Source organism: Enterobacter sp. 198 (assembly GCF_009025585.1).
In the GTDB taxonomy this organism is placed as follows: domain Bacteria; phylum Pseudomonadota; class Gammaproteobacteria; order Enterobacterales; family Enterobacteriaceae; genus Enterobacter; species Enterobacter ludwigii.
Genome location: NZ_WCIM01000034.1, coordinates 98,168 through 123,843, shown reverse-complemented (window position 1 = coordinate 123,843; position 25,676 = coordinate 98,168). Strand labels below are relative to the sequence as shown.

Genomic DNA, 25,676 nt, shown 5'->3' with positions numbered 1-25,676 from the left:
TTAGTGCCATGGCATGATCGGCACGGCGCTGATGGCGTTTTTCGGTGAGCCTTCAACCACTTTGTCGGAATAGGCCAGATAGGCGAGCGTGTTGCGTTTGGCGTCATAAAAACGCACCACCTGCAGCTTTTTAAACACCAGCGAGGTCCGTTTCTGGAACACAACGTCGCCCTGCGCTTTGCCGTTTTTGATTTTGTCACTCAGCTCCACAGGACCGACCTGCTGGCAGGAGATTGCCGCATCGGAGGTATCTTCAGCCAGCCCAAGCCCGCCTTTAATGCCCCCGGTTTTCGCCCGACTAACGTAGCAGGTGACGTTTTTCACGTCCGGATCGTCAAACGCCTCCACCACAATCTTGTGGTCCGGGCCGAACACTTTGAAAACGGTATCGACAGAACCAATCTGTTCCGCCTGCGCGGCGTGCCCCACCGTCAACATCAGGGCAGTGAAGATCAAAGTCTTGTATTTCATATTGTTACCATTTTTAAGAATTACGCTGAGCGATTATTCAACACTGTAGACAAAAATGTAGCAAGATCACAGGATTAGAATATATTCACCCAAAACGAGGAACAAAAGGCATTAATGAGCAAAAAAAACACTGAATGCTAAAACATCAAAAAATGCTATTATCCGCTAACCTGTTATCAGGCACCTGCTGTTTTAAGGATGAGGATAGTATATGGATCAGGCTGGAATTATTCGCGACCTGCTCACCTGGCTGGAAGGTCATCTCGACCAGCCTTTGTCACTGGATAATGTGGCGGCTAAAGCAGGCTATTCCAAGTGGCATCTGCAAAGGATGTTCAAGGATGTCACCGGTCATGCTATCGGGGCCTATATCCGCGCACGTCGTCTGTCAAAATCAGCGGTGGCATTACGCCTGACCGCGCGGCCGATTCTGGATATTGCACTGCAATATCGTTTCGACTCGCAGCAAACCTTTACCCGCGCCTTTAAAAAACAGTTCTCGTTAACGCCAGCGCTCTATCGCCGCTCGCCTGACTGGAGCTCGTTTGGCATGCGTCCGCCGCTGCGTCTGGGCGAGTTTGCAATGCCGAAATATGAATTTATCACCCTGCCAGAAACGCACCTGATTGGTACGACGCAAAGCTACTCCTGTTCGCTGGAGCAGATTTCCGAATTCCGTCATCAGATGCGCGTTCAGTTCTGGCGCGACTTCCTGAGCCATGCACCGGCGATCCCGCCCATCCTGTATGGTCTCAACGAAACGCACCCAAGCCAGGAAAAAGACGACGAGCAGGAGGTGTTCTACACCACCGCGTTAACGCCAGAGCTGGCGAATGGCTATATTCAGGGTTCAAAGCCCGTGGTGCTGGAAGGCGGCGAATACGTGATGTTCGCTTATGAAGGGCTGGGAACGGGTGTACAGGAATTTATCCTGACCGTTTACGGAACCTGCATGCCAATGCTGAACCTGAATCGCCGTAAAGGTCAGGATATTGAGCGCTACTATCCGGCAAGCGATGCTAAACCGGAAGAAGGCCCTATCAATCTGCGTCTGGAATTCTTAATTCCGATACGTCGTTAACGCTGAAGTTCGTCAAGTGCAGGGGCATCAAGATGCGAAATGTCCCCTGCCATCTCTACGACCCAACCTGACGCCAGCCACGCGCTTTCCTGATAGTCGATACGGGAAATAGAGCAGTTGCGCAGACGCAAACGGCGCTCTGCATACGCAGGTAACCCCAGAATCGTGCTCACCAGGCAGCCCAGCGCAATACCGTGACTCACCAGCAGCGGACGGCTCCCGGCCGGAAGCTTCAGGCATTCCGCCAGCGCGGCATGCATGCGCACGCTCAGCTCCTGCATGGATTCGCCTTCCGGAATACGGCCATCTTCAGTGCCGTTGACCAGCGTGCGACGCCAGCCCTCTTCCGTTTCCGTCAGCGTATCGATATGCCGTTTTTCCAGCACGCCCATATCCAGCTCGCGCAGACGCGGCTCGATCATGACATCACAACCACAGGCATCGGCAATGATGCGCGCCGTCTGCTGTGTGCGACCTAAGTCGCTGGTGATAACATGCGTAATGCCCAGCGTTCTGGCGCGTTCTGCCACCTGCCACGCCTGCTGCACACCCTTTTCAGTAAGAGGACTGTCTGACTGGCCTTGAATACGTCGCTCGGCGTTCCACTGCGTCTCACCGTGGCGAACAAGGTATACCTGTAACATGCTTTTTTTCCGTTATACTGCGATGAGTTTTTTTTGAATCGAGCTTAATTATGCACCATGTTGTCTCTGCTACCACCAATCCTGCCAAAATTCAGGCAATTCTAAGGGCATTTGAAGAGATTTTCGGCGAAGGATCCTGCCATATTGATGCCATCGGCGTCGAGAGCGGCGTGCCTGAACAGCCGTTTGGCAGCGAGGAAACGCGCGCTGGCGCACGAAATCGCGTGGCAAACGCCAGGGCTGCCGCACCGGATGCTGACTTCTGGGTGGCAATTGAAGCGGGTATCGACGAAGGCGCGACGTTCAGCTGGGTGGTCATCGAGAACCGTGAACAGCGTGGAGAAGCGCGTTCAGCAACCCTGCCGCTGCCAAAAATCATTCTGGAAAAAGTGTCCACGGGTGAAGCGCTCGGGCCGGTGATGTCTCAGTACACCGGCATCGATGAAATTGGCCGCAAAGAAGGCGCGATTGGCGTCTTTACCGCTGGCGCATTAACGCGTTCAGGCGTTTACCACCAGGCGGTGATTCTGGCCCTGAGCCCGTTCCATAACGCGATTTATCGCTGAGCGCCCAGCAGCACAGACTCCAGCCACTGACGCAGTTCCACCGGCGCGGATTTCAGGCTGTTCGATCCGCGGGTGATCGTTGCGATACCCGCGCCCAGCTCATTTTTAAGCTCACGCTGGCTCATCTCACCGCGCAACAGCTCTTCGATGATCCGCACGCGTGTGCCCAGGGCTTCACGCTCATCCGGCGTCAGCATCAGCTGTAATAAAGGCAAATGCAGATCCTGGTCGTAAGACTGGCGGAGCAACTCCACAAAACGAAGCCACTCCTGATGACGTTGTTCGGCCATTGCCGAGGAATACGGGGAATGCTGGGTCATGTTATGCCGCCTGTTGTACTCATTAACGAGTACAGCATAACACAACCCGCCCCATCAGTAACGTCTCTGCCACTCAGCATCGCTCATCAGGGTATCTTTTTGTCCCATGAAATAGCGATAGTAGGCGTCATAAGCCAATACGTTCTTCACATAGCCGCGGGTTTCCGAGAACGGAATACTTTCCACAAACGCGACGGCGTCAATGCGCCCGGCGCTGTTGCCAAGCCAGGTGCGCACGCGGCCCGGGCCTGCGTTATACGCCGCTGAGGAGAAGATGCGGTTATTGCCGAACTGCTGATAAACATACTGCAGGTAGCTGGTACCGATATTGATGTTGGTCTCCGGATCCAGCAGCTGTGACGGGCTGCTGTATCCCGGGATGTTAAACATCTTCACCGTGTGCGTCGCGGTTCCCGGCATCACCTGCATCAGGCCGCTGGCCCCGACCGGGGAACGGACTTTCGGGTTCCACGCACTCTCCTGGCGGGCAATGGCCATGGCGTAGCTTTGTGGAATGTCTTTACCGCTGGTGTAGCGCTCGAACAGATCTTTATAGGCCAGCGGGAAACGCTCTTCGAGATGATCCCACAGCTTGCCGGCGATCGTTGCCTGCACGCTCAGATCCCACCAGTGGTTATCAAAGGCATAGCGTGCAAGCTGTGCCTTCTCATCGGTCGTACGGCTGGTCACCAGATTCGCCCATTCGCTACGGGCGGTATTGTCCATGTTCCAGTACATCAGCTCGCGAACGCGCGCCATTTCTGGCCCCTGAGTCAACGCCGGGTTGGCGTTAGCAGGTGCTTTATCAATGCGGAACGTGTACTCCTCACCCAGACGCTGTGCGGCCGCCATCGGGTAGAACCCACGCTGCTGCATCAGCGCATGAAGGATCTCTTTGGCTTCATCGTCACGCCCGCGCTCCATCAGCAGATCCGCCTGCCAGTAACGCCATTCGTCTTTCTCTTTGGCATCCATTGGCAGACGCGCAAGCCAGGTATTCAGCCCCCGGCGATCGCCCGTCCCCAGCGCCATACGCACGCGGCGCTCCACCAGCGACGTGGAGTTCGAACGCATAATCGCATCGTCTCGCCAGCGCGCCTGCTCGTCGGTCACATCGGTGCTCATCAGTCGCCACGCCACAATGTCGCGCAGCTCCTGAGTTTGATCTTCGTTGAGCTGCTGCGCCTGCACCAGCTGCGGGATCATCAGCCGCGCATTTTCCACGTCGTCACGCGCCACGCTGGCAAAAGCCACCGCGGCCATCTGGCGGGTAAAATCGGTCGCGCCGGTGCTGCGGGCAAAGGTCAGTACGCTGTTCGGATCGTTCGCCAGGGCGATGACGGCGGTTGAGATCGTCTGATAATCAGACGGCATTTGTCCCGCAAGCGTGGTAACCAGCCGCGTGTTTCCGGCTTTCATCGCCAGGCGAATACGTTCAAGGTACGCCAGCGGATCCTGCTTACCTGACGCACGCCATGCGCCAAAGAGGGAATCACAGGCATTTGGCTGGCTTTTTCCGGTCAACCACAGATCTTTCGCGCCCGCCCAGGCCTCTTCCTGCTGTCCGGTAACCCACTTCGCATAGTAATAGTTACACTGGGCTTCGGTGGTGTTCGGTTTTTCCGGGCTAAACGCCAGCAGCCCACGCCAGTCTTCACGGCGTGCCAGCTCGTTCACAAAACGAGACTGCAGCGTCCGCGCGGGTGGCAGCGTCGGGTTCGCCTGAATAAAGTTATTCACGGTGACCGTGGGTTGATTCATGAGATCGTCAGTGATCTGCCGATACTCCAGATACGGATAGAGAGGATACGCTTTTAAGGTCGGCATCAGTGCCTGCACGGTATCCATCTGCTTATTGTCCCACGCCTGTTTAATCTGGGCGTAGCGATTACGTTGTTCATCCAGTGAATCGGCATGCACCGCCTGGCTTGCCGCCATCACGCATACGCTGGCAGCCAGCAGACGCCAGACCACCTGTTTGGCTTTTCCCACAAGCTCTTCCTCATTGTTTTTTCGTCAATTGCAGCGTCTTGCCACGTCAAAGTCTAATTAACTTATGCTAACCAGGCATCCTGCAACGCGCCACGTCGCGGACACTTTTTTACCTTTCTTGCGCGTTTTAACACTCCCGACGTTCCTGGCTGGGATTAGGACGGGAAAAAGGCTACACTTCGAGGCTGATATTCTTTCTCATCACGATAAAAGAGGCGAAGTCCAACGTGGCTCAATTCGTTTATACCATGCATCGTGTCGGCAAAGTTGTCCCGCCGAAACGTCATATTCTTAAAAATATCTCGCTGAGCTTCTTCCCGGGCGCAAAAATCGGTGTTCTGGGTCTCAACGGTGCCGGTAAGTCCACCCTGCTGCGCATCATGGCCGGCATCGATACAGATATCGAAGGTGAAGCCCGTCCGCAGCCTGGCATCAAAATTGGCTACCTGCCGCAGGAGCCTCAGCTCAACCCGGAACACACCGTTCGTGAATCCGTTGAAGAGGCGGTTTCTGACGTCGTTAACGCACTGAAAGGTCTGGATGAGGTGTATGCCAAATACGCTGAACCGGATGCGGACTTCGATAAACTGGCCGCTCAGCAAGGCAAGTTTGAAGAGATTATCCAGGCGCATGACGGCCACAACCTGAACGTGCAGCTCGAGCGCGCCGCTGACGCCCTGCGTCTGCCAGACTGGGATGCGAAAATCGCGAACCTCTCCGGGGGTGAACGCCGCCGCGTGGCGCTGTGCCGTCTGCTGCTGGAAAAGCCAGACATGCTGCTGCTCGACGAACCGACCAACCACCTGGATGCGGAATCCGTGGCATGGCTGGAGCGTTTCCTGCACGACTTCGAAGGCACCGTTGTGGCGATCACCCACGACCGTTACTTCCTCGACAACGTTGCAGGCTGGATCCTGGAGCTTGACCGTGGTGAAGGCATTCCATGGGAAGGCAACTACTCCTCCTGGCTGGAGCAAAAAGACCAGCGTCTGGCGCAGGAAGCCTCTCAGGAAGCCGCGCGTCGTAAGTCTATCGAGAAAGAGCTGGAATGGGTTCGTCAGGGCGCTAAAGGCCGTCAGTCTAAGGGCAAAGCCCGTCTGGCACGCTTTGAAGAGCTGAACAACACCGAATACCAGAAACGTAACGAGACCAACGAACTGTTTATTCCGCCTGGCGCACGTCTGGGGGATAAAGTGGTTGAAGTCATCAATCTGCGTAAGTCTTATGGCGATCGCCTGCTGATTGACGACCTGACCTTCTCCGTACCGAAAGGTGCCATCGTGGGGATCATCGGTCCGAACGGCGCGGGTAAATCCACCCTGTTCCGCATGATGTCAGGTCAGGAACAGCCAGACAGTGGTTCAATCACTCTGGGTGAAACCGTGAAACTGGCTTCCGTTGACCAGTTCCGTGACGCCATGGATAACAGCAAAACCGTGTGGGAAGAAGTCTCCGGCGGCCTGGATATCATGCGTATCGGTAACACCGAAATGCCAAGCCGCGCTTACGTTGGCCGCTTTAACTTCAAAGGTACCGACCAGGGTAAACGCGTGGGCGAGCTCTCCGGTGGTGAACGTGGTCGTCTGCACCTGGCCAAACTGCTGCAGGTTGGCGGTAACGTGCTGCTGCTCGATGAACCGACCAACGACCTGGACATTGAAACCCTGCGCGCGCTCGAAAACGCCCTGCTGGAGTTCCCGGGCTGTGCAATGGTTATCTCGCACGACCGTTGGTTCCTTGACCGTATCGCAACCCACATCCTGGACTACCAGGACGAAGGTAAAGTGGAGTTCTTCGAAGGTAACTTCACCGAATACGAAGAGTACAAGAAACGTACGCTGGGCGCGGATGCGCTGGAGCCGAAACGTATTAAGTACAAACGTATCGCGAAATAAATGTAAAACGGCAACGTCAGTTGCCGTTTTTTTTGTTTGTTCCTACACCCTGTGAGTGACGCACCGTTCACCCCCCCACGTAAAACCGCTTCACCTCATCACACTGCATCGCAAAGTCGATATAACGCATCAGCGCCGGCGAGTTCAGCTTGCGGCTCGGGTAAGCCAGCCACAAATCGTTCCCCTCGACGTTCCACTCCGGCAGCACCTTCACCAGCGCGCCCTTTTCAACCTTATCCTCAAGCAAAAAAGCGGGAAGCAGCGTGATCCCGGCGCCGGCGATGGCACATTCGCGCGCATACACCAGATTATCCGTCAGATGGGCGTTATCCGGCAGATAACGGTAATCCTCACTTTCGCTTTGCAGCAGCCATTCAGACCACGCCTTGTGGGTAATACAGCGGTGTTCCACCAGCTGCCGGGGATGCGTCAGCGGCTCCCGGCGCGCCAGGTAAGTCGGTGAGGCCAGCATATAACGCGGGCAATGACCGATCATACGGCCAATCAGAGAGGAGTCCTGCGGCTTACCGGTACGCAGCGCCACGTCAAAACCTGACTCGACCAGGTCGAGCACGTCGTCAGAAATGGACACGTCAAGCGAAACGTCCGGATAGCGGAGCTGGAACTCCGCATTCAAATGCGCCAGCAGCGTCGCGCCGATCCCGGCCGGGCAGGTGATGCGCAGTCGACCGCTGGGGTTTTCACGCAGCCGCTGAATGGCGTACTCCGCCCGTTCACTTGCCGCCAGCATCTCGCGGCAGTGAACCAGATAGTGCTCGCCGGCGAACGTCAGGTTCAGCCTGCGCGTAGTACGATTGAGCAAGCGGATCCCCACCTGCTGCTCAAGCTGGCTGATTCGCTGACTGACGCTGGATTTCGGCAGCTCAGCTTTCTGTGCCGCCGCGGTAAAACTGCCCAGCTCTGCCACCAGCGCAAACAGCGCCATATCCTGAAGCTGTTTAAACATGATTGTTCATCCTGTACGAACACTTCGTTCTCAATTGTCCATCTTATCACGCGACTGAGCACTTAATAGACTAGTCTCAACAACACGCTTTCCATAAAGGAGCTCACCATGTCAGTTAAAGCCATTGCCGTTAATCCAGACAGTCCTGCTGATTTCATTGATATTACCCAACCGATGCCGCAGCCCGGCGAGCACGATCTGCTGGTTGAGGTAAAAGCCGTTTCCATCAACCCGGTCGATACCAAAGTTCACGCGGGCATCGTCAGAAGCGGCCTGACAGAACCACGCGTTCTCGGCTGGGACGCCAGCGGCATTGTGAAAGCCGTGGGTGCAGGCGTTAGCGGTTTTAAACCGGGGGATGAAGTGTGGTACGCGGGCGATATTACCCGCCCGGGCAGCAATACCACCCATCAGCTGATCGATGCGCGCATTGTCGGGCATAAGCCGGTAAGCCTCGGCTGGGCAGCCGCAGCCGCCTTGCCGTTAACCGCCCTCACCGCCTGGGAAGGATTGTTTGAACGGCTGAATATCCAGGATGCCGGCCCGGACAAAACGCTGCTCATTATTGGCGGCGCGGGCGGCGTAGGATCGCTGGCGATCCCGTTTGCGAAACATCGCAGCAACGTGAAGATCGTCGCGACCGCCTCGCGGGAAGATTCTGCTCAGTGGTGTCGCGATCGCGGTGCCGATCACGTGGTGAATTACCGTGACCTGAAAGGTGAACTGGCTAAACAGGGCCTGACGTTTGTGGATTACATTTTCATTCTCAATGATACCGACGGCCACTGGGATGCCGTCAGTGAACTGATCGCACCACAGGGGCATATCTGCTCCATCGTTGAGAACGCACACCCGCTGAACCAGGATAAACTGAAATCCAAATCTGCCGCGCTGCACTGGGAGTTTATGTACACCCGCAGCATGTACCAGACCGCCGACATGGCGCGTCAGGGCGAGATCTTAAACGAGGTTGCGAAGCTGGTGGATAACGGCGTGGTGGAAAGCTCACTGAGCGAAACGCTGCACGGGCTGAGCGTCGAAAGCATCACCGAAGCGCACCGAAAAGTGCTGGACGGGCATATGCGCGGCAAAGTGGTGGTTGAGTATTGAGGGGGGGGTTCCCCCCTCACACCGGCCCTCTCCGTCAGGAGAGGGTTAGGATGAGGGAATTACCCCTGCTCCCCCATCATCTCTTTCACCAGCTCTACGCAGCGCAGGAAACGGCTGTCGTAATCTGACTCCTCCACATGCACAAACTCCACGTTATTTTCGTGCAGCATGTCGATGAGCATGCTCTGGAACTCTTTTCTGTCGACGGAACTGCCGAGGCTGCGGATCCCGTCGGCAACCCACGGGGTGTTGTTTTCGAGCAAAATCACCAGGTCAAAACGGTATTCGTCTATCAGCGCCTGCACAAACGGATGCTCGCGTCCCTCGTATTTTTTGCAAAACGCCTGGGTGGTGACGAAATCGGTATCAATGAAGGCCACTTTATTGGCGTATTTCACCGCGAAATCAATGTACTGCGCATGACCGAGCGCGATTTTATCATAGTCGGAGTACTGCAACGCCATCTCGTCACCGCCCAGATGTGAGAAGACGTAATCACGCCCGTACTCCCACGCACTGGTGGTGTTAAAGATGTTGGCCAGCTTGTTGACCAGCGTCGATTTCCCGCTCGACTCGCCGCCCAGAATCGCAACGGTGCGCACAAAGAACGGTTTTACCTCGGTTGGGATGTAATCCCAGTAGCGGAACGGGTTTTCGCGGATCAGCGCCCCGCTGATGTTCATAAAGGTACGCTTTGGATCGATCAGCACGGTTTCAATGCCCAGATGCTCGCGGAACTGCGGCGCATCGGACTCTTCAGAGGTGTAGATCCAGTTCGGGGTGATCCCCTTTTCGTCCATGAACGCTTTGACGCCATTGCTCCACACATCCCAGCCGTGCGGATACGGCTCCATGCCCTCTTCATTAAAAGCATGAATACGAATGTTTTTCTGGTACTTAAAGGTCTGCAGCAGCCAGCGCAGGCGATCCGGCACGGTTGGCTGCTGCGACATGGCGCTGTCCTCGAACAGCTGACGGTCGCGGGTTTCATCGTAACCCATGATGATATGCAGCTCGTCCACCTGGCTACAGGCACGCTGGATCAGATAGATGTGCCCGGTATGCAGCGGGTAAAACTTGCCAAATACCACGCCGACGTTCTTTTGCATACGCGGGAATTCAAGCCCCAGAAAGCGGTGCAACGCTTCCAGCTTTTGTGCGCTGGGGCTTTTGATTTTGGCGTTCAGCAGTTGGCTCAGGTAGCCTTTGGTCATGCCGCTGGCATCCGCCACCTGCTGCAGCGTGCAGCCTTTCTGGCGGATTGCGGTCTTGATGTAGTCAAATGATGACATAAATTACGGTGCCTCCTGCAAAATCGAATACGTAATTATAAGTCGTCAAAGACATTTAACGCATCTGCGAGTTTCTTCACGCCAAAGACCTGCATCCCTTCCGGGATTTTTTTCGGCACGTTGGCGGCGGGCACAATGGCGCGGCGAAAGCCGTGCTTCGCCGCCTCGGAGATGCGCTCCTGGCCGCTTGGCACCGGGCGTATCTCCCCGGCCAGACCCACTTCACCAAACACCACCAGGTCCTGGGGCAGCGGTCTGTCACGCAGGCTGGAGACCATTGCCAGCAGCAGCGCCAGATCCGCACTGGTCTCAGTGACTTTGACCCCGCCGACCACGTTGACGAACACGTCCTGATCCGCCATCTGCAGGCCGCCGTGGCGGTGCAGTACGGCCAACAGGATCGCCAGGCGGTTTTGTTCCAGGCCAACGGCCACACGCCGTGGGTTACCCATCATTGAGTGATCCACCAGCGCCTGAATTTCCACGAGCAGCGGACGCGTCCCTTCCCAGAGCACCATCACCGAGCTACCGGAGGTCACTTCATCGCCCCGGCTGAGGAAGATGGCAGACGGGTTGCTGACTTCACGCAGCCCCTGCTCGGTCATGGCAAACACGCCCAACTCGTTCACCGCACCAAAACGGTTTTTGTGGCTGCGCAACGTACGGAAACGGGAATCGGCATCGCCGTCGAGCATGACGGAGCAGTCGATACAGTGCTCCAGCACTTTCGGCCCCGCCAGCGAGCCATCTTTCGTGACGTGGCCGACCATCACAATCGCCACACCGCGCGTTTTGGCAAAGCGCGTGAGATAGGCGGCGGTTTCACGCACCTGCGCCACGCTCCCCGGTGAAGACTGGATATCCGCCATGTGCATCACCTGAATGGAGTCGATAACCATCAGCTTCGGCTGCTCTTCTTCGGCAATCATGCAGATTTGCTCGATGCTGGTTTCCGAAAGCATGTTGAGGTTGCCGGTTGGCAGGCCAAGACGGTGCGCACGCATCGCCACCTGCTGCAGGGACTCTTCACCGGTGACGTACAGGGTTTTCATCTGTTCGGCGAGCTTGCAGAGCGTTTGCAACAGCAGTGTTGATTTACCCGCTCCCGGGTTACCGCCGATCAGGATCGCACTGCCCGGCACCACTCCCCCGCCGAGCACACGGTCAAACTCTTTGAAGCCGGTCGAGAAACGTGGCAGCTCTTCGAGGCTGATATCCGAGAGCTTTTGCACTTTCGCGACACCGGCGTTGCCGGCATAACCGCTCAGGCGTTCATTGCGGGCCACGCTCGGCGAAGCCGCCACACCACGCACTTCGGTGATGGTGTTCCAGGCATGACAGGCGCTACATTGCCCCTGCCAGCGCGGATAATCCGCACCACATTCATTACAGACAAATGCGCGTTTTGGAGCTTTCGCCACGGTTTACCTCGTTATTTCTGATTCACGCTGCCGGAGAGAATGCAGAACACCCCCATCAGGTCAGCATGACGGATGGTGACTTCCGTCTTTTCATTCACTTTAGGCTTGGCATGGTAGGCAATGCCAAGGCCTGCCGCTTTGATCATCGGCAGGTCGTTCGCGCCATCACCGATGGCAACGGTCTGGACGACAGGAATTTCATATTTTTCCGCCAGACGGGTCAGGGTATTGGCTTTGTACTGGGCATCCACGATATCGCCGATCACCTGGCCGGTCAGCTTGCCGTCCATGATTTCCAGCTCATTCGCCACCACGGTGGTCAGGCGCAACGTGTCACGAAGGTAGTCGGCGAAGAAGGTAAACCCGCCCGAGGCGATAGCCACTTTCCAGCCCAGCGTTTCTAACTTCAGCACCAGCTGCGTCAGCCCCGGCATTAACGGCAGCTCATCACGCACCTGGCGCAGGATGTTCGCGTCCGCCCCTTTCAGGGTCGCCACGCGCTGTCTCAGACTGGCGGTGAAATCCAGCTCGCCGCGCATCGCGCGTTCGGTCACATCGGCCACCAGCTCGCCGCTGCCGGCAAGCCTGGCGATCTCGTCGATGCACTCGATCTGGATGGCGGTGGAATCCATGTCCATCACCAGCAGACCCGGCGTTTTCAGGTGTGGAATTTTGCCGAGAGGCGCCACGTCCAGGCCGGCATCATGCGCCAGACGGGTCGCGCGCTGCGTCAGGGAACCTGCCAGGCGGATGACCTGATAATCCTCTACGCACCAGGCAGCAACGATGACCATCGCTGCACCCAGTTTGGTTTGATATTGGGTCAGGCGTTGTTTGTCCAGGCCGCGTCCGTACAGCAGCCAGCCGCTACGGCCAGCGTGGTAATCCAGAGGCATCACCTCATCACCACTTAAAGAGAGCGGCAATCCTGGCCATAAAGAGACATCCGTAGGCAGGTCGCACCAGGTAATGTTCGGCATTGAAGCTCCTGTGAATTCGTTCGCGCCGGAAGGTTCCAGAGGGAAAATAACGCATGAGGCTACCTTGTAACCATCACTTCTGGCAACATTAAGCCGTAAATTTTCAGCAGGTGGAATATGGCTCGCGCAAAACTGAAATTCCGACTTCATCGTGCCGTGATTGTCCTGATATGTCTCGCACTCTTGGTCGCGCTGATGCAAGGAGCATCGTGGTTCAGCCAGAATCACCAGCGGCAACGTAACCCGCAGTTTGAGGAACTGGCGCGTACTCTGGCGCGTCAGGTCACGCTCAACATCGCCCCGGCGATGCGCACCGAAACGCCGGACGAGAAGCGCATAGGTCAGATATTACGCCAGTTAACCGAAAACAGCCGCATTCTTGATGCTGGTGTCTACGACGAACAGGGCGACTTGATCGCCCGTGCCGGTGAGCACGTTGACGTCCGTGACAGGCTGGCGCTGGACGGCAAAAAAGCCGGCGGCTATTTCAATCAGCAGATCGTCGAACCCGTGCAGGGGAAAAATGGTCCGCTCGGGTATTTGCGGCTGACGCTCGACACCCACACCCTGCCCACCGAAGCAAAACAGGTGGACAACACCACCAATATTTTGCGCCTGATGCTGCTGCTCTCGTTGGCCATCGGTGTGGTGCTGGCACGCACGCTGCTGCAGGGTAAACGCACCCGCTGGCAGCAATCGCCTTTCCTCCTGACCGCCAGTAAATCGGTGCCCGAAGAGGACGAGGGCGATAAGAAAGAATAGTGATAAAGTAGGCTTACGATTCGGAAAAGGAACTTTGCCATGACGACGTTACGCCTGCTTATCTCTGACTCTCACGATCCCTGGTTCAATCTCGCGGTAGAAGAGTGCATCTTCCGTCAGATGCCAGCCACTCAACGGGTGTTATTTTTATGGCGCAACGCCGATACGGTGGTGATTGGCCGTGCGCAGAATCCCTGGAAAGAGTGTAATACCCGGCGTATGGAAGAGGATAACGTCCGCCTGGCGCGACGCAGCAGCGGCGGCGGCGCGGTATTTCACGACCTCGGCAATACCTGCTTTACCTTTATGGCGGGCAAACCTGAATACGATAAAACCATTTCCACCGCGATTGTGCTTAACGCCCTGACATCGCTGGGCGTGACTGCCGAAGCGTCAGGCCGCAACGATCTGGTCGTCAAAACCCCCGACGGGGATCGCAAAGTCTCCGGCTCCGCCTACCGTGAAACCCTGGACCGGGGGTTCCATCACGGTACATTGTTGCTGAACGCCGACCTCAGCCGTCTTGCGAATTACCTTAATCCCGATAAGAAAAAGCTGCAGGCCAAAGGTATCACCTCCGTGCGAGGCCGCGTCGCCAACCTGACCGAATTACTGCCGGGCATCACCCATGAACAGATCTGCGATGCCATCCGCGAAGCGTTTTTCGCTCACTACGGCGAGCGGGTCGAAGCCGAAGTGATCTCCCCGGATAACACCCCTGACCTGCCAAACTTTGCGGAAACCTTTGCCCGTCAGAGCAGCTGGGAGTGGAACTTTGGTCAGGCGCCGGCCTTCTCGCACCTGCTGGACGAGCGCTTCACCTGGGGCGGCGTGGAGCTTCATTTTGACGTGGAAAAAGGCCACATTACCCGGGCACAGGTCTTTACGGACAGCCTGAACCCTGCGCCTCTGGAGGCGCTGGCCAGCCGCTTACAGGGCTGCCTGTATCGTGCCGACACGGTGCAGCTGACATGTGAGGCGTTACGTGGCGAGTTCCCCGATCAGGCAATCGAGCTGGGCGAGCTTTCTGCCTGGCTTTCGCAGGCCGTACGCTAAACTATGTTGCCCGGCGTGCTTCGCCGGGTGAGTGATGTAACCTGTTTACGCGATAACCTCTTATTCTTATTTTTTAAGCAGGCTTCAGGGATCCAGCCTGCCCCATCTTATTAAAAAATATTATATTATCGTCGGGAAGGGCATTGAATGCTTCCCGGCCTTACGAAAACCGCTAATAACTTTCAATAATAAATTGAACAATAAAAGCGGAAATATTCCCGTAAAATGCGTGAAAATATTCACACCATCTATGCTTTTATATTTTCATTACTGCCCGTTTAGAAATTCTAAATACACCATTTAGAGCAGCCACAATATACTACCGCCCGTGGTTATACCCATATATAAAACCTATTGATTACATTACTAGTCGACAGCTCTATAATTTCTCTTCGTTAAGGAACAACAATGAAAAAAATTCTTCTTGTCGCGGCCATCGCTGCGGCAACGTCCATGACCGCAGCCCATGCGGCTAACACCGCCGTCATGAAAGTGAAAGGCAAACTGACCAACGCGTCATGTACTCCTACAATGAGCAACGGCGGTGCAGTAGATTATGGCAAAATATCAATGGGCTCACTGAGCGCGACTGAGGATAACCAGCTCGGCCAGCGTGATATCACCATGACAATTACCTGTAATTCTGCGACCAAAGTCGGCTGGACAATGTACGACAACCGCAAAGACAGTCTGGCTGATGGCCATTATATTGAAGTCGATGATTCTGCCGTTGATGGCAGCTCGACATTCAGCCCTCAGTACACAAGCGGTTTAGGTTTTACCAAAGAGGGCCAGAAGATTGGCGGATGGGCAGTGTATACCAACCTGCCATATGTCACGGTAGACGGCGCACCTGCTGATGCGATTACCGCGGGAGGCACTAATCTGACTAAATGGAATAAAAATACGACGGGTCGTCTTGTTCTGGATGACTACGAAACCATGTCCGTCGCCAAACCGGGTGAACTCGTGCCGATGGCCTTTACCGAAGCCGTATTCCCAATGAAAGTCTCCATGGCAATCAGGAATACCAACAGACTGAGCATTACCGAAGATACCGAACTGGATGGTCAGGCGACCATTACGCTGAAATACCTCTAATTAAATTATCGCTCAGGCGATAACGTATCTCTGACGGCGAATTTAATTCGCCGTTTTTTATTCCTTTATTCATACTGCATCCATCATATTATTCGCAAGACGTAAATACATACATGATTGTATTTACAGCCCTTAATTAAACTCACAACCGAGTGTAGAATTTCTCATTTCACAAATAACTCTGACCATTAATAGAATTCCCGCGCTTGTGAATCAATACGTTAATTACACGCACATAAGAAAATGTCCACTTTTTGGTTAAGGAATAACAGTGAAAAAACTTCTTCTCGCCACTCTGATTGCCGTGGCTTCGCACGCTGCGCTCGCCGACTCTACCGTTGTGATGAAGGTGAAAGGCAAAATGAATAATGCGTCCTGTACGCCTGAATTAAGCAATGGCGGTTCTATCGATTTTGGCACCATCGCCCTGGATCAACTTTCTCCTACCCAGACGAATCAGATGGGTCAAAAGGACATGTCGTTAACCATTAACTGCCCTTCAGCGACCAAAGTGGCCTGGAGCATCGCGGACAATAAAGAAGATACCAATGCGGCAAATGACCTGACGTCCAGCCAGTTCTACATCCGCGATGCGGCGGATAACGGAGGTGATGCCTGGGGCGCTGGCACCACCTATGGCGTTGGCACCACGGCTGCGGGCGAAAAGATTGGGGCGTATGCCATCGCAACGCGCGTGAATGAAGTTACCGCCAATGGTCTTCCGGCTCAGGCCATTTATGCCCCGGCGTACGTCAACAGCAATGGCGAATACATGTGGCGTAACCTGAGTACCGGTATTATTGCCAACGGTAACGCAGAAATTATGACGGCGACCACCCCAGGCAAATCTTCTCCGCTGGCGATTACCAACGTCGTCTTCCCGTTTAAAGTCTCGATGGCCATTGTGAATACCGATCGCCTGACCACGACCGATGAAGCTCAACTGAGCGGCGAAACCACCATTACGCTGGTTTATCTCTGATACGTTAAGGTCATGTTTTCTTTTCTCCGGCGGGATATCCCGCCGTTTTAAAGCAGAATATAAATCCATTCATATCTGATTGTAATGACTTAATAAAATCTCAATGTGCTCGTTAGAAAATCTAATTATTGCATTCTGTGAATCATTAATAGAATCAGCGGCGCTTGTTATTTAACACGTGTATTCATGCAAGCACTTTGCGGACTAAAAATATCTTTTTTAGTCACTCTCTTTCAGGTTAAGGAATAACAATGAAAAAGCTTCTTCTTGCCACCGTGCTATCCATGGCGGCAACAGCCGTTTGCGCAGAACCGACCGCCATGCTCAAAGTACAGGGCTCACTGACCAGCGCAGGCTGCGTGCCGGAAATCAGCAACGGGGGTCTGGCCAACTTCGGTGAAATCGGTCTGGACTCCCTCTCCTCCAGCGTGCCATATCAGGCAGGCCATAAAGATGTCACCCTGACCATCAAGTGCCAGTCCGCCACACGCGTGGGCTGGACGCTTCACGACGATCGCGCGGATTCCAACGCCGGTGCCAGCCTGCCAGCCAACCAATTCCACGTGGATAACGCTACCGCAAACGGTGGCCAGGCTTCTGGCTCCAGCCAACTGAACGGCGTAGGTAAAACCAGCGCCGGCGAGAACATCGGTGCGTATGCCATTTCTACCTACCTGACCTCCGTTACCGCAGACGGCGCGGCGGTACAGCCTATCGCGGCTACCCTGTATACCGGCGGCACGATCAGCAGCAGAAGCTGGATGAACATGTGGACCAGCGGCATCCTCTCCAACGATGGCACCGACGTCATGACCGTTTCCAAAAGCGGCCAGCGTGCACCTTTAGCCTTCATGAGCGCGGCATTCCCGCTGAAGATTGCGCTGGCCGTAGCCCCAAGCGACAAGCTGACCCTGACCGACAAAACCGAGCTTGAAGGCCAGTCAACGATCACCCTGGTTTACCTCTAATCCAGCCCCCTGACGCAAAACTCTCCAGTTACATGGGGAGTTTTTTTCCTGACCAGCGAATGAAACCCACTATGTCTACGATCCACACATCAACACGTTTGATCTGCTCACTGTGCCTCGCCCTTCCGGCTTCGCTTTTTGCCGCCGGAATGGTGCCTGAAACCACCCTGCTGCTGATTGACGAAGCGAACCACGGCGGCGTCATGAGCGTGAAAAACACCGACAGCATTCCCACCCTGCTTTACACCTCCATCCGGGATATCGGGGGCGACCAGGGGGTAAAACTCAACGTCACCCAACCGGTAGTGCGCCTTGAGCCAGGCCAGGAGCAACAGGTTCGCTTTATTCTTGAAACCGACAAACCGCTTAGCGTTGAACAGTACAAACGCGTGGTGTTCGAAGGTATTCCGCCCAAAAGCACGGATAAAAACGTGAAGGTCGGGATCAACCTGCGTCAGGATTTACCGGTCCTGATCCATCCCAAAGATCTGCCGGTGGTCACCGACGCCTGGAAATTACTGACCTGGTCAGTCACCGGGAAAGAGGTCAAGGTGCAGAATCCGTCCGCCTACGTGGTCCGTTTCTCCACCTCTGTCACCTTACTGCCTTCGCATACGGAAGGTCTGGTCAACAAGACGTTTATCCTGCCGGGAGAGACCATGACGGTGCAGACCGACACCCCGGTTAACGGCACCGATAACGCCATTGAGTTCAATCCGGCCAGCCGCTACGGGATTGAAGTTGAGAGCTTTACCGCTTCCCTGACGCGCCAGTAAGACAGGGATGTTTTGGTGATTGAGTTCTCTTTGCGTAATCAGACGCTTCGCGCCGCCATACTGGGGGCTTTGACATTGCCCGCCCAGTCGGTATCGGCGGCCGGTATGGATTTTAATACCGATATTCTGGCGACCCGCGGTATCAGCACCAACCTCGCCCACTACTTCTCCCAGGCCCAGCGATACCTGCCGGGGCCGCATGCCGTGCAGGTAAAAATTAACGGCGTCGATAAAGGCACGCTTGCGATCCGCGTGGGAGAGGAAGGGCAACTGTGTCTGGATGATGACTTTACCCGTGCGGCAGGTCTTCTTCCGCTGAATATCGATGCAAAAGAGCCCTGCCATAATCTTCTGCAAGATTACCCGACGGCCACCGTCACGCTGCTGCCCAACGCGGAGTCGCTTGAGATTTATGTTCCCGCAGAGGCGATGGACAATGGTTTTTATGCCGCGAAATACTACGCGCACGGCGGTGCGGCGGGTCTTATCAATTACAGTGCGTTCAGCAACTACAACGAGTACGGCAGCGGCGGAAACAGTACCTTTTCCCAGGGCAATATTGGCGCCGGTCTCAACGTGGCGAACTGGACGCTGCGCAGCAACTTTATCCTGACCGACGATAACGGAACCCGCAGCACAGAGAATCTCTATACCTACGCGGAACACGTCTTCGAAGAACGGAAACTTCGCATTCAGGCGGGGCAGATTAACGTCAACTCGGCGCTGTTCAGTGGCGCACAAATTAATGGCGTACAGTTCATGCCGGAAACGGGCCTGCAACCGAATATTCCGGCGACGACCATTTCCGGCATCGCCCGCACCAACCAGGCGCGCGTTGACGTTCGTCAGTCCGGGCAGGTTATCTACTCTTCGCTGGTGAATGCCGGTCCGTTTACTCTGACCGATGTCCCGGTGGTGCGTGGCAACGTGGATTTGGACATCAGCGTGGTCGAAACCGACGGTTCCACCACGACGTTTACGGTTCCCTCCTCCTCACTGAACGTGAGCGGGATGACGCGCACTGAAGGGCTCAGCGTCTCGTTGGGTAAAGTTCGCGATACCGGGGATGAACAAGGGTCGCCCTGGGTATTTAATTTTTCTGACGGAACCCGGTTTACGCCCCAGCTCACCGGCGTCACGGCGGGCGTGCTGGCAGAGCAGTATCAGGCCCTCGGGGCGATGCTGGAATGGTCGCCAGCCGAGTACTGGCTCCTTTCTCCCAGCGTTCAGATGAGCCGCGCGCAGTTCTACGGTCAACAAAATGGCCGCAAGATAGAATTGCAAAGTCACCTTTCCCTGCCCGAGCAACTCACGCTTGGGGTCAGCGCATCAACTTACAGCACCGGCTACCGGGAGTTAAACGAGGCGATGGACGCTGAATCCCAGCGCTATCAAAGCGCCTGGAATACCAGCCTCAACTGGAACAACGCATGGGTTGGCTCGCTTTCTTTCCAGTACAGCGAGAATGCTGGCGATGAAGAGAGCAGTAGCTCCCGCTACCTGATGGTCTCCTGGGGCAAGAGTCTGGGGCACACGTCGCTCTCAGTGAACTGGCAGCACGCCCTCAGCAGCAGTGAGACGGAGAAGGGCGGCACACGTGATGGCGACCTGCTCTATCTTAATCTGGTCATTCCGTTTGGCACTGAGCGCATCAGTACCTATATGCGCAGCCAGGGTGAAAAACAAAACCTCGGTATTCAGGACAGCGGATCGTGGGGTCAAAACACCAATTACAACCTCTCGGTCGATCGCGACAATCAGGACAAGACCCAGTCGTTTAACGGCAATGTCAGCACCAACCTGCACTACACACAGCTGGGCATGGCCGCAGGGCTGAATGACGGGAACCAGCATAATTACAGCACCTCCCTCAGCGGCGGCATCGCCCTGCATGGTCATGGCATTACGTTTGCACCCTACCCGCTTAAAGACACCTTTGGCATTGCGCGATTAAGCGAGCCGGAAAGCGGTATTCAAATCACCACGCCCGATGGAACCGTCTGGACCGATGCGTGGGGACAAGCCGTGGTGCCGGGTCTGCGCGAGTGGCAAACCTCTCAGATTGTCATTGATGCCAGCTCCCTGCCACAGGGAATGGATTTATCGAACGGGATACAGACCGTTTCTGCAGCTTACGGCTCATTCGCGCAGGTGGATTTCCACGTGCTGAACACGCGTCGTCTAATGCTGAGCGTGAAACGCCCTGACGGGTCATGGCTCGCCAGAGGGCTTAGCGTGGTGGATAAAGACAGCCGTTATATCGTGAGCGTAATGGATAACGGCAGCGTGTTTATTCCCGACGCCACGGATGCGCCCGCCCTGTATGTGGTGGACGACAACATGGCAAAAATTTGCCACATCACGTATTCGCTCAGCGAAGACAAAAATACCGAGTCCTATTACGAAAAAGCAGAAGGAATGTGCCAGTGAAAACCTGTTATTCCCTTTTATTCGCGGCGTTTGCCAGCATGATTTTGCTCTTCTCCGCACGCGCGTCCAGTGAAGAGTGTCAGGTTACGTTTTCGCAGCCTGTTGTCTCGTTTGGAAAACTCAAACCGTCGGATATCGCCGCCTCGCAGAAGAACTGGAACCGGATGCCGGCCAAAGAAATCACGGCCAACGTCTTCTGCCCGGAGCCGAGAGTGATGGCCTTGTTTCTGCAGTCCACTGCCGGCGTCAACGGGGGGGTTCTCTTTGGTCAGGACGGGCGACTGGCCATTATTGCCGACAATATGGTAGTTGACGGGCATGCCTGCACGCTGGCGAAAACGACGGACCGTATCGGTTTTACGCCCTCCTCCAGCCCGACGCAACGCGCGTTTATCAAAAATAATGAAGGTCTCGTTGCCCGGCAAAATGCCGCGCCGGTGCGGGGTAAACACATGAGCTTCACCCTTAAGATTGTTCCCGTCATTAATAACAGCCAGCTTCGTCATGTTGCTGACAATACCCTTCTTGAGAGCAATATGGCCTGGGAATTATTAACACAGGAATAACCCCATTCACGCGTCAGGTACCTGCCTGCGTGAAGCGTAGAAAAGCACTACCGTTACAAATACTGACGGGTTAATACCCCGCAATGTCATGCTTTTTATTTATGTTAAGGATTAACAATGAAAAAATGTTTACTCGTTGTCGCGCTGGCCCTGGCGGCCACATCCGCACACGCGGGCGATACCGCCGTGCTGAAAGTCAAAGCCTCGCTTGCCGGTGCCTCGTGTGTACCGGAGCTGAGCAATAATGGCGTGATCGATTTTGGCAGGATTCATATTGGCGATTTGTCGCAAACCCAGGCTACGCAGCTGGGCGAAAAAGGGGTGATGCTGACGATCAACTGCCCTACGCCAACAAAGGTGGGCTGGAGCATTGCGGATAACCGTACCGATTCCAACGCCAGCACGGGCAGCAGCAGTAACCTGAAGGTGAAAAACGCCAATGCTAACGGCGGTGAACTTCGCGGTGCGATGAGCACCTTTGGGCTGGGCAAAACGCACGATGGTAAAAACATCGGCGCGTACTCCATCTACACCACGCCAGGCGATGTGACGGCGAACGGCAATAACGCTGAGCCTATCCGTACGGCCGTGACCGCGGGAGCGGGCGTGAGCCGCTGGCAGAAAGCCAACGGTGGTACCATCGCCAATAAAGATTTGGGTCTGATGAGCGTTGCACCGGCGGGAAAAAACGACCCGATGGCGGTCACCAGCGTCTCTTTCCCGCTGAACGTGTCGCTGGCGGTCGAGAATCTGAAGAATCTGTCTTTAACGGAAGATACGGAGTTTGACGGTCAGGCGACCATCAGCGTGGTGTATTTGTAACCGGGAAGAGCATGCCGGGCAGCGGACGCCGCCCGGCAGTACAACATTACTCTTTGTCGCCCAGCAGAACGGATTCCAGCGCGATTTTGATCATGTCGTTGAAGGTGGTCTGACGCTCAGCAGCGGTCGTCTGCTCGTGCGTACGGATATGGTCAGACACGGTGCAGATAGTCAGTGCTTTCGCGCCAAACTCAGCCGCGACACCGTAGATCCCTGCCGCTTCCATTTCCACACCCAGGATGCCGTACTTTTCCATCACGTCGAACATCTCGCCGCCGTCTGGTGCATAGAACAGGTCAGCAGAGAACAGGTTACCCACGCGTGCGTCTACGCCCAGCGCTTTTGCGGCGTCAACCGCGTTACGCACCATGCCGAAGTCAGCGATGGCGGCAAAGTCATGGTCTTTGAAACGCATACGGTTAACTTTAGAGTCCGTGCACGCGCCCATGCCGATAACCACATCACGCAGCTTAACGTCCATACGTACTGCACCGCAGGAGCCTACGCGAATGATTTTCTTCACGCCGAAATCGGTGATCAGCTCTTTGGTGTAGATGGAGCAGGATGGGATACCCATACCGTGACCCATCACGGAGATTTTGCGGCCTTTGTACGTACCGGTGAAGCCCAGCATGCCGCGAACGTTGTTCACTTCACGCACGTCTTCGAGGAAAGTTTCTGCAATGTGCTTCGCGCGCAGCGGGTCGCCCGGCATCAATACGACGTCAGCGAAATCACCCATTTCGGCATTAATGTGAGGAGTTGCCATCTTCAGTTCCTTTTATCGTGTTTTTGCCGGGTGGCGGCGGCGCCTGCCCGGCCTGCATGGTGTTCTCCCTCTCGCGAAGGGAGAGGGGATACGCCCGGATGTGTTTAGAACATGGCCTTGCCATATTCCATGTCGGACGTACCAAAGTATTTCGCAATAGTCTGACCGATATCGGCGAAGGTTTCACGGTGGCCCAGTGAGCCAGGTTTCACTTTCGGGCCGTACACCAGCACAGGAATGTGCTCGCGCGTGTGGTCGGTACCGGTCCAGGTTGGGTCGCAGCCGTGGTCGGCGGTCAGGATCAGAATGTCATCTTCACCCACCAGCTCCATCAGCTCCGGCAGACGGCGGTCAAACAGTTCCAGGCCCGCGGCATAACCGGCCACGTCACGACGGTGGCCCCAGGAGGAGTCGAAGTCCACGAAGTTGGTGAAGACGATAGTCTTGTCACCCGCTTCTTTCATCTCTTTGATGGTGGCGTCAAACAGCGCATCCAGACCGGTGGCTTTCACTTTTTTGGTGATACCGCAGTTGGCATAGATGTCTGCAATTTTCCCCACGGACACCACGTGGCCGTCTTTCTCATCAACCAGCTTCTGCAGTACGGTCGGTGCCGGTGGCTCAACGGCCAGGTCATGACGGTTACCGGTGCGCTGGAAGTTACCCGCTTTATCACCGATAAACGGACGTGCAATCACGCGACCGATGTTATAGCCGCCTTCGGTCAGCTCTTCACGTGCGATTTCGCACAGCTCGTAAAGCTTATCCAGGCCAAAGGTCTCTTCGTGGCAGGCAATCTGGAACACGGAGTCGGCAGAGGTGTAGAAAATCGGCTTGCCGGTTTTCATGTGCTCTTCACCGAGTTCGTCCAGAATCACGGTACCGGAAGAGTGACAGTTACCGAGGTAACCCGGCAGATTGGCACGCTTAACCAGCTTGTCCAGCAGCTCCTGCGGGAAGCTGTTCTCGTGATCGGAGAAGTAACCCCAGTCGAAGAGAACCGGCACGCCGGCGATTTCCCAGTGGCCAGACGGGGTATCTTTACCGGAAGAGAGCTCGTGCGCCCAGGCGTACGCGCCTACCACTTCCGCATTGCCGTCCATACCGGCTGCAATTTTACCGGTAGAGCCTTCATGGGCTTTCACCAGACCCAGACGGGTCAGGTTTGGCAGAGTCAGAGGGCCTTTACGACCGTTGTCCGCTTCGCCTTTCGCACAGGCTTCAGCGATGTGACCCATGGTATCGGAACCCACGTCACCAAAACGTTCTGCATCTTCGGTTGCGCCGATGCCGAATGAGTCCAGCACCATAATAAATGCACGTTTCATAATTGTTCTCCGTACGTAGTGCTTCAAAAATTATCGATCAGATCAGTATACCGCTATTCGGTGATACGGCGATAGACAGTCGGTGTGCTTTGCGGTGCTTTATCATCAAGCGTAATGGCCGCTTTCACCGCCTTCGCTGCTTCCTGCCAGCTGGCTTCATCTTTCGCGTGGATCACGGCCAGCGGACGTTGACCATCGACGCTGTCACCCAGACGCGCCATATCGGTAAAGCCGACGCTGTAATCAATGGTGTCCGAGGCCTGACGACGACCGCCGCCCATCGACACGACCGCCATGCCGAGCGCGCGCGTATCCATCGCCGAGACAAAGCCTTCGGTATCGGCGTAGACCGCTTTGCTGAGCGTCGCCGTTGGCAGGTATTTCGCGTAGTGTTCCACGAAGTCGGTCGGGCCTTTCTGCGCCGCTACCATGCGGCCGAAGATCTCTGCCGCTTTGCCGTTATCCAGCACCGCCTGAAGTTTGGCGCGTGCGTCGGCATCATCGCTGGCGAGCTTGCCGGAGATCAGCATCTCCACGCACAGGGCCATGGTGACATCAAGCAGACGCGGGTTCCGGTATTCACCGGTGAGGAACTGCACGGCTTCACGCACTTCCACGGCGTTGCCTGCGCTGGACGCCAGCACCTGGTTCATGTCCGTCAGCAGGGCGGTAGTACGCACGCCCGCTCCGTTGGAGACGCCCACAATGGCTTCTGCCAGCGCCGCGGAAAGCTCATAGGTCGGCATAAAGGCGCCGCTGCCCACTTTCACATCCATGACCAGCGCATCCAGGCCTTCCGCCAGTTTCTTGGCGAGGATAGAGGCGGTAATCAGGGGAATAGAGTCAACGGTCGCGGTGATATCGCGGGTCGCGTAGAAGCGCTTGTCTGCAGGAGCAAGAGAGCTGGTCTGGCCGATAATCGCCACACCAACGTCTTTAATAATGTCGCGGAAGCGATGGTCATCCGGGAAGATATCGAAGCCCGGGATGGCTTCCAGTTTGTCCAGCGTACCGCCGGTATGTCCCAGGCCACGCCCGGAGATCATGGGGATATAACCACCACAGGCCGCCACCATTGGGCCCAGCATCAGCGACGTCACGTCACCTACACCGCCGGTTGAGTGTTTATCCACAATCGGGCCGTTGAGGTTAAGGCTTTTCCAGTCCAGAACGGTTCCTGAATCTCGCATCGCCATGGTCAGCGATACACGCTCAGGCATCGACATATCGTGGAAGAAAATGGTCATCGCCAGAGCAGCAATCTGCCCTTCAGAGATGGTGTTATCACGAATGCCATTGATAAAGAAGCGGATCTCTTCGTCGCTTAATGCATGACCATCACGTTTTTTACGAATAATTTCTTGTGCGAGAAACACG

24 protein-coding genes are annotated in these 25,676 nt (G+C 55.5%); 13 read left to right on the top strand and 11 right to left on the bottom strand.

Annotation, left to right across the window (positions count from 1 at the left end; genetic code table 11):
- Entirely contained in the window at window positions 1-471 is a 471-nt protein-coding gene (gene creA / locus F8561_RS23170; RefSeq protein ID WP_014168552.1) for a protein CreA, read from the bottom strand.
- Window positions 472-682: 211 nt separating this feature from the next.
- Between creA and robA the strand changes: the two genes are divergently transcribed.
- Window positions 683-1,552, top strand: coding sequence for an MDR efflux pump AcrAB transcriptional activator RobA (robA, locus tag F8561_RS23165; protein WP_149376230.1), 870 nt, complete (start codon window positions 683-685; stop codon window positions 1,550-1,552).
- On the opposite strand, the gene gpmB is transcribed toward robA, so the two are convergent.
- Window positions 1,549-2,196 carry a 2,3-diphosphoglycerate-dependent phosphoglycerate mutase GpmB gene (gpmB, locus tag F8561_RS23160; protein WP_014168550.1) on the bottom strand — a complete coding sequence of 216 codons (648 nt, stop codon included), beginning with the start codon at window positions 2,194-2,196 and terminating at the stop codon, window positions 1,549-1,551. The genes robA and gpmB overlap by 4 nt on opposite strands.
- A gap of 50 nt (window positions 2,197-2,246) precedes the next feature.
- Here gpmB and yjjX point away from each other — a divergent pair, with 50 nt between their 5' ends.
- Window positions 2,247-2,762: an inosine/xanthosine triphosphatase gene (yjjX, locus tag F8561_RS23155; protein ID WP_151888017.1), complete on the top strand. Its 516-nt coding sequence runs from the start codon at window positions 2,247-2,249 to the stop codon at window positions 2,760-2,762.
- Here the strand turns inward: yjjX and trpR are convergent.
- Both trpR and sltY read right to left on the bottom strand, forming a co-directional pair.
- A complete protein-coding gene (trpR, locus tag F8561_RS23150) occupies window positions 2,753-3,082 on the bottom strand; it encodes a trp operon repressor (protein ID WP_020885267.1) in 330 nt (109 codons plus the stop codon). The two genes, yjjX and trpR, sit on opposite strands and share 10 nt — an antisense overlap.
- 54 nt (window positions 3,083-3,136) lie before the next feature.
- Window positions 3,137-5,074, bottom strand: coding sequence for a murein transglycosylase (gene sltY / locus F8561_RS23145; protein ID WP_014168547.1), 1,938 nt, complete (start codon window positions 5,072-5,074; stop codon window positions 3,137-3,139).
- Between the two features lie 227 nt (window positions 5,075-5,301).
- Between sltY and ettA the strand changes: the two genes are divergently transcribed.
- Window positions 5,302-6,969 (top strand): energy-dependent translational throttle protein EttA, encoded by a 1,668-nt coding sequence (ettA, locus tag F8561_RS23140; RefSeq protein WP_151888016.1) that lies wholly within the window; start codon window positions 5,302-5,304, stop codon window positions 6,967-6,969.
- Window positions 6,970-7,036: 67 nt separating this feature from the next.
- On the opposite strand, the gene F8561_RS23135 is transcribed toward ettA, so the two are convergent.
- Window positions 7,037-7,936: a LysR family transcriptional regulator gene (locus tag F8561_RS23135; RefSeq protein WP_014168545.1), complete on the bottom strand. Its 900-nt coding sequence runs from the start codon at window positions 7,934-7,936 to the stop codon at window positions 7,037-7,039.
- 108 nt (window positions 7,937-8,044) lie between these two features.
- Here F8561_RS23135 and F8561_RS23130 point away from each other — a divergent pair, with 108 nt between their 5' ends.
- Window positions 8,045-9,046: a zinc-binding alcohol dehydrogenase family protein gene (locus F8561_RS23130; protein WP_151888015.1), complete on the top strand. Its 1,002-nt coding sequence runs from the start codon at window positions 8,045-8,047 to the stop codon at window positions 9,044-9,046.
- 59 nt (window positions 9,047-9,105) lie between these two features.
- Here the strand turns inward: F8561_RS23130 and nadR are convergent, their stop codons facing one another.
- The 3 genes from nadR to serB are packed head-to-tail and all read right to left on the bottom strand — an operon-like array spanning window position 9,106 to window position 12,739.
- On the bottom strand, window positions 9,106-10,338 hold the full coding sequence (gene nadR, locus F8561_RS23125; RefSeq protein ID WP_014168543.1) for a multifunctional transcriptional regulator/nicotinamide-nucleotide adenylyltransferase/ribosylnicotinamide kinase NadR: 1,233 nt from the start codon (window positions 10,336-10,338) through the stop codon (window positions 9,106-9,108).
- 35 nt (window positions 10,339-10,373) lie between these two features.
- Entirely contained in the window at window positions 10,374-11,759 is a 1,386-nt protein-coding gene (radA, locus tag F8561_RS23120; RefSeq protein WP_014168542.1) for a DNA repair protein RadA, read from the bottom strand.
- 11 nt (window positions 11,760-11,770) lie between these two features.
- Window positions 11,771-12,739 carry a phosphoserine phosphatase gene (serB, locus tag F8561_RS23115; RefSeq protein WP_020885272.1) on the bottom strand — a complete coding sequence of 323 codons (969 nt, stop codon included), beginning with the start codon at window positions 12,737-12,739 and terminating at the stop codon, window positions 11,771-11,773.
- Between the two features lie 117 nt (window positions 12,740-12,856).
- Between serB and F8561_RS23110 the strand changes: the two genes are divergently transcribed.
- The 9 genes from F8561_RS23110 (at window position 12,857) to F8561_RS23070 (ending at window position 22,202) form a co-directional block, all read left to right on the top strand.
- On the top strand, window positions 12,857-13,501 hold the full coding sequence (locus tag F8561_RS23110; RefSeq protein ID WP_020885273.1) for a YtjB family periplasmic protein: 645 nt from the start codon (window positions 12,857-12,859) through the stop codon (window positions 13,499-13,501).
- Between the two features lie 39 nt (window positions 13,502-13,540).
- Complete coding sequence (lplA, locus tag F8561_RS23105; protein ID WP_073397141.1) at window positions 13,541-14,557, top strand: lipoate--protein ligase LplA; 1,017 nt, start codon at window positions 13,541-13,543, stop codon at window positions 14,555-14,557.
- A 408-nt stretch (window positions 14,558-14,965) separates the two neighbouring features.
- Window positions 14,966-15,658: a DUF1120 domain-containing protein gene (locus F8561_RS23100; protein ID WP_113656601.1), complete on the top strand. Its 693-nt coding sequence runs from the start codon at window positions 14,966-14,968 to the stop codon at window positions 15,656-15,658.
- A 271-nt stretch (window positions 15,659-15,929) separates the two neighbouring features.
- Window positions 15,930-16,640 carry a DUF1120 domain-containing protein gene (locus F8561_RS23095; RefSeq protein WP_014168535.1) on the top strand — a complete coding sequence of 237 codons (711 nt, stop codon included), beginning with the start codon at window positions 15,930-15,932 and terminating at the stop codon, window positions 16,638-16,640.
- A 251-nt stretch (window positions 16,641-16,891) separates the two neighbouring features.
- Window positions 16,892-17,608, top strand: coding sequence for a DUF1120 domain-containing protein (locus tag F8561_RS23090; protein WP_014168534.1), 717 nt, complete (start codon window positions 16,892-16,894; stop codon window positions 17,606-17,608).
- A gap of 71 nt (window positions 17,609-17,679) precedes the next feature.
- Complete coding sequence (locus F8561_RS23085; protein WP_044867940.1) at window positions 17,680-18,384, top strand: fimbria/pilus chaperone family protein; 705 nt, start codon at window positions 17,680-17,682, stop codon at window positions 18,382-18,384.
- 15 nt (window positions 18,385-18,399) lie between these two features.
- Window positions 18,400-20,814 carry a fimbrial biogenesis usher protein gene (locus F8561_RS23080; RefSeq protein ID WP_151888014.1) on the top strand — a complete coding sequence of 805 codons (2,415 nt, stop codon included), beginning with the start codon at window positions 18,400-18,402 and terminating at the stop codon, window positions 20,812-20,814.
- On the top strand, window positions 20,811-21,380 hold the full coding sequence (locus tag F8561_RS23075) for a hypothetical protein (RefSeq protein ID WP_127350138.1): 570 nt from the start codon (window positions 20,811-20,813) through the stop codon (window positions 21,378-21,380). The genes F8561_RS23080 and F8561_RS23075 overlap by 4 nt, the downstream gene beginning before the upstream one ends.
- A gap of 117 nt (window positions 21,381-21,497) precedes the next feature.
- Window positions 21,498-22,202 carry a DUF1120 domain-containing protein gene (locus tag F8561_RS23070; RefSeq protein WP_025205508.1) on the top strand — a complete coding sequence of 235 codons (705 nt, stop codon included), beginning with the start codon at window positions 21,498-21,500 and terminating at the stop codon, window positions 22,200-22,202.
- A 46-nt stretch (window positions 22,203-22,248) separates the two neighbouring features.
- On the opposite strand, the gene deoD is transcribed toward F8561_RS23070, so the two are convergent.
- The 3 genes from deoD to deoA all read right to left on the bottom strand — a co-directional run bounded on the left by deoD (window position 22,249) and on the right by deoA (window position 25,675).
- Window positions 22,249-22,971, bottom strand: coding sequence for a purine-nucleoside phosphorylase (deoD, locus tag F8561_RS23065; RefSeq protein WP_013095492.1), 723 nt, complete (start codon window positions 22,969-22,971; stop codon window positions 22,249-22,251).
- Between the two features lie 104 nt (window positions 22,972-23,075).
- On the bottom strand, window positions 23,076-24,299 hold the full coding sequence (deoB, locus tag F8561_RS23060) for a phosphopentomutase (protein ID WP_020885280.1): 1,224 nt from the start codon (window positions 24,297-24,299) through the stop codon (window positions 23,076-23,078).
- Window positions 24,300-24,352: 53 nt separating this feature from the next.
- The gene (deoA, locus tag F8561_RS23055) at window positions 24,353-25,675 is read right to left on the bottom strand and encodes a thymidine phosphorylase (RefSeq protein ID WP_014168528.1); all 1,323 of its coding nucleotides are present in this window, start codon (window positions 25,673-25,675) and stop codon (window positions 24,353-24,355) included.
- Window position 25,676 lies beyond the last annotated feature (1 nt).

Bases quoted from the DNA above. Each gene is read 5' to 3' on its own strand.
- gpmB (WP_014168550.1), bottom strand. From the start codon at position 2,196: ATGTTACAGGTATACCTTGTTCGCCACGGTGAGACGCAGTGGAACGCC.
- F8561_RS23110 (WP_020885273.1), top strand. From the start codon at position 12,857: ATGGCTCGCGCAAAACTGAAATTCCGACTTCATCGTGCCGTGATTGTC.
- F8561_RS23135 (WP_014168545.1), bottom strand. From the start codon at position 7,936: ATGTTTAAACAGCTTCAGGATATGGCGCTGTTTGCGCTGGTGGCAGAG.
- F8561_RS23070 (WP_025205508.1), top strand. From the start codon at position 21,498: ATGAAAAAATGTTTACTCGTTGTCGCGCTGGCCCTGGCGGCCACATCC.
- lplA (WP_073397141.1), top strand. From the start codon at position 13,541: ATGACGACGTTACGCCTGCTTATCTCTGACTCTCACGATCCCTGGTTC.
- robA (WP_149376230.1), top strand. From the start codon at position 683: ATGGATCAGGCTGGAATTATTCGCGACCTGCTCACCTGGCTGGAAGGT.
- F8561_RS23100 (WP_113656601.1), top strand. From the start codon at position 14,966: ATGAAAAAAATTCTTCTTGTCGCGGCCATCGCTGCGGCAACGTCCATG.
- F8561_RS23085 (WP_044867940.1), top strand. From the start codon at position 17,680: ATGTCTACGATCCACACATCAACACGTTTGATCTGCTCACTGTGCCTC.
- nadR (WP_014168543.1), bottom strand. From the start codon at position 10,338: ATGTCATCATTTGACTACATCAAGACCGCAATCCGCCAGAAAGGCTGC.
- yjjX (WP_151888017.1), top strand. From the start codon at position 2,247: ATGCACCATGTTGTCTCTGCTACCACCAATCCTGCCAAAATTCAGGCA.
- trpR (WP_020885267.1), bottom strand. From the start codon at position 3,082: ATGACCCAGCATTCCCCGTATTCCTCGGCAATGGCCGAACAACGTCAT.
- creA (WP_014168552.1), bottom strand. From the start codon at position 471: ATGAAATACAAGACTTTGATCTTCACTGCCCTGATGTTGACGGTGGGG.
- deoB (WP_020885280.1), bottom strand. From the start codon at position 24,299: ATGAAACGTGCATTTATTATGGTGCTGGACTCATTCGGCATCGGCGCA.
- F8561_RS23090 (WP_014168534.1), top strand. From the start codon at position 16,892: ATGAAAAAGCTTCTTCTTGCCACCGTGCTATCCATGGCGGCAACAGCC.
- deoD (WP_013095492.1), bottom strand. From the start codon at position 22,971: ATGGCAACTCCTCACATTAATGCCGAAATGGGTGATTTCGCTGACGTC.
- serB (WP_020885272.1), bottom strand. From the start codon at position 12,739: ATGCCGAACATTACCTGGTGCGACCTGCCTACGGATGTCTCTTTATGG.
- F8561_RS23130 (WP_151888015.1), top strand. From the start codon at position 8,045: ATGTCAGTTAAAGCCATTGCCGTTAATCCAGACAGTCCTGCTGATTTC.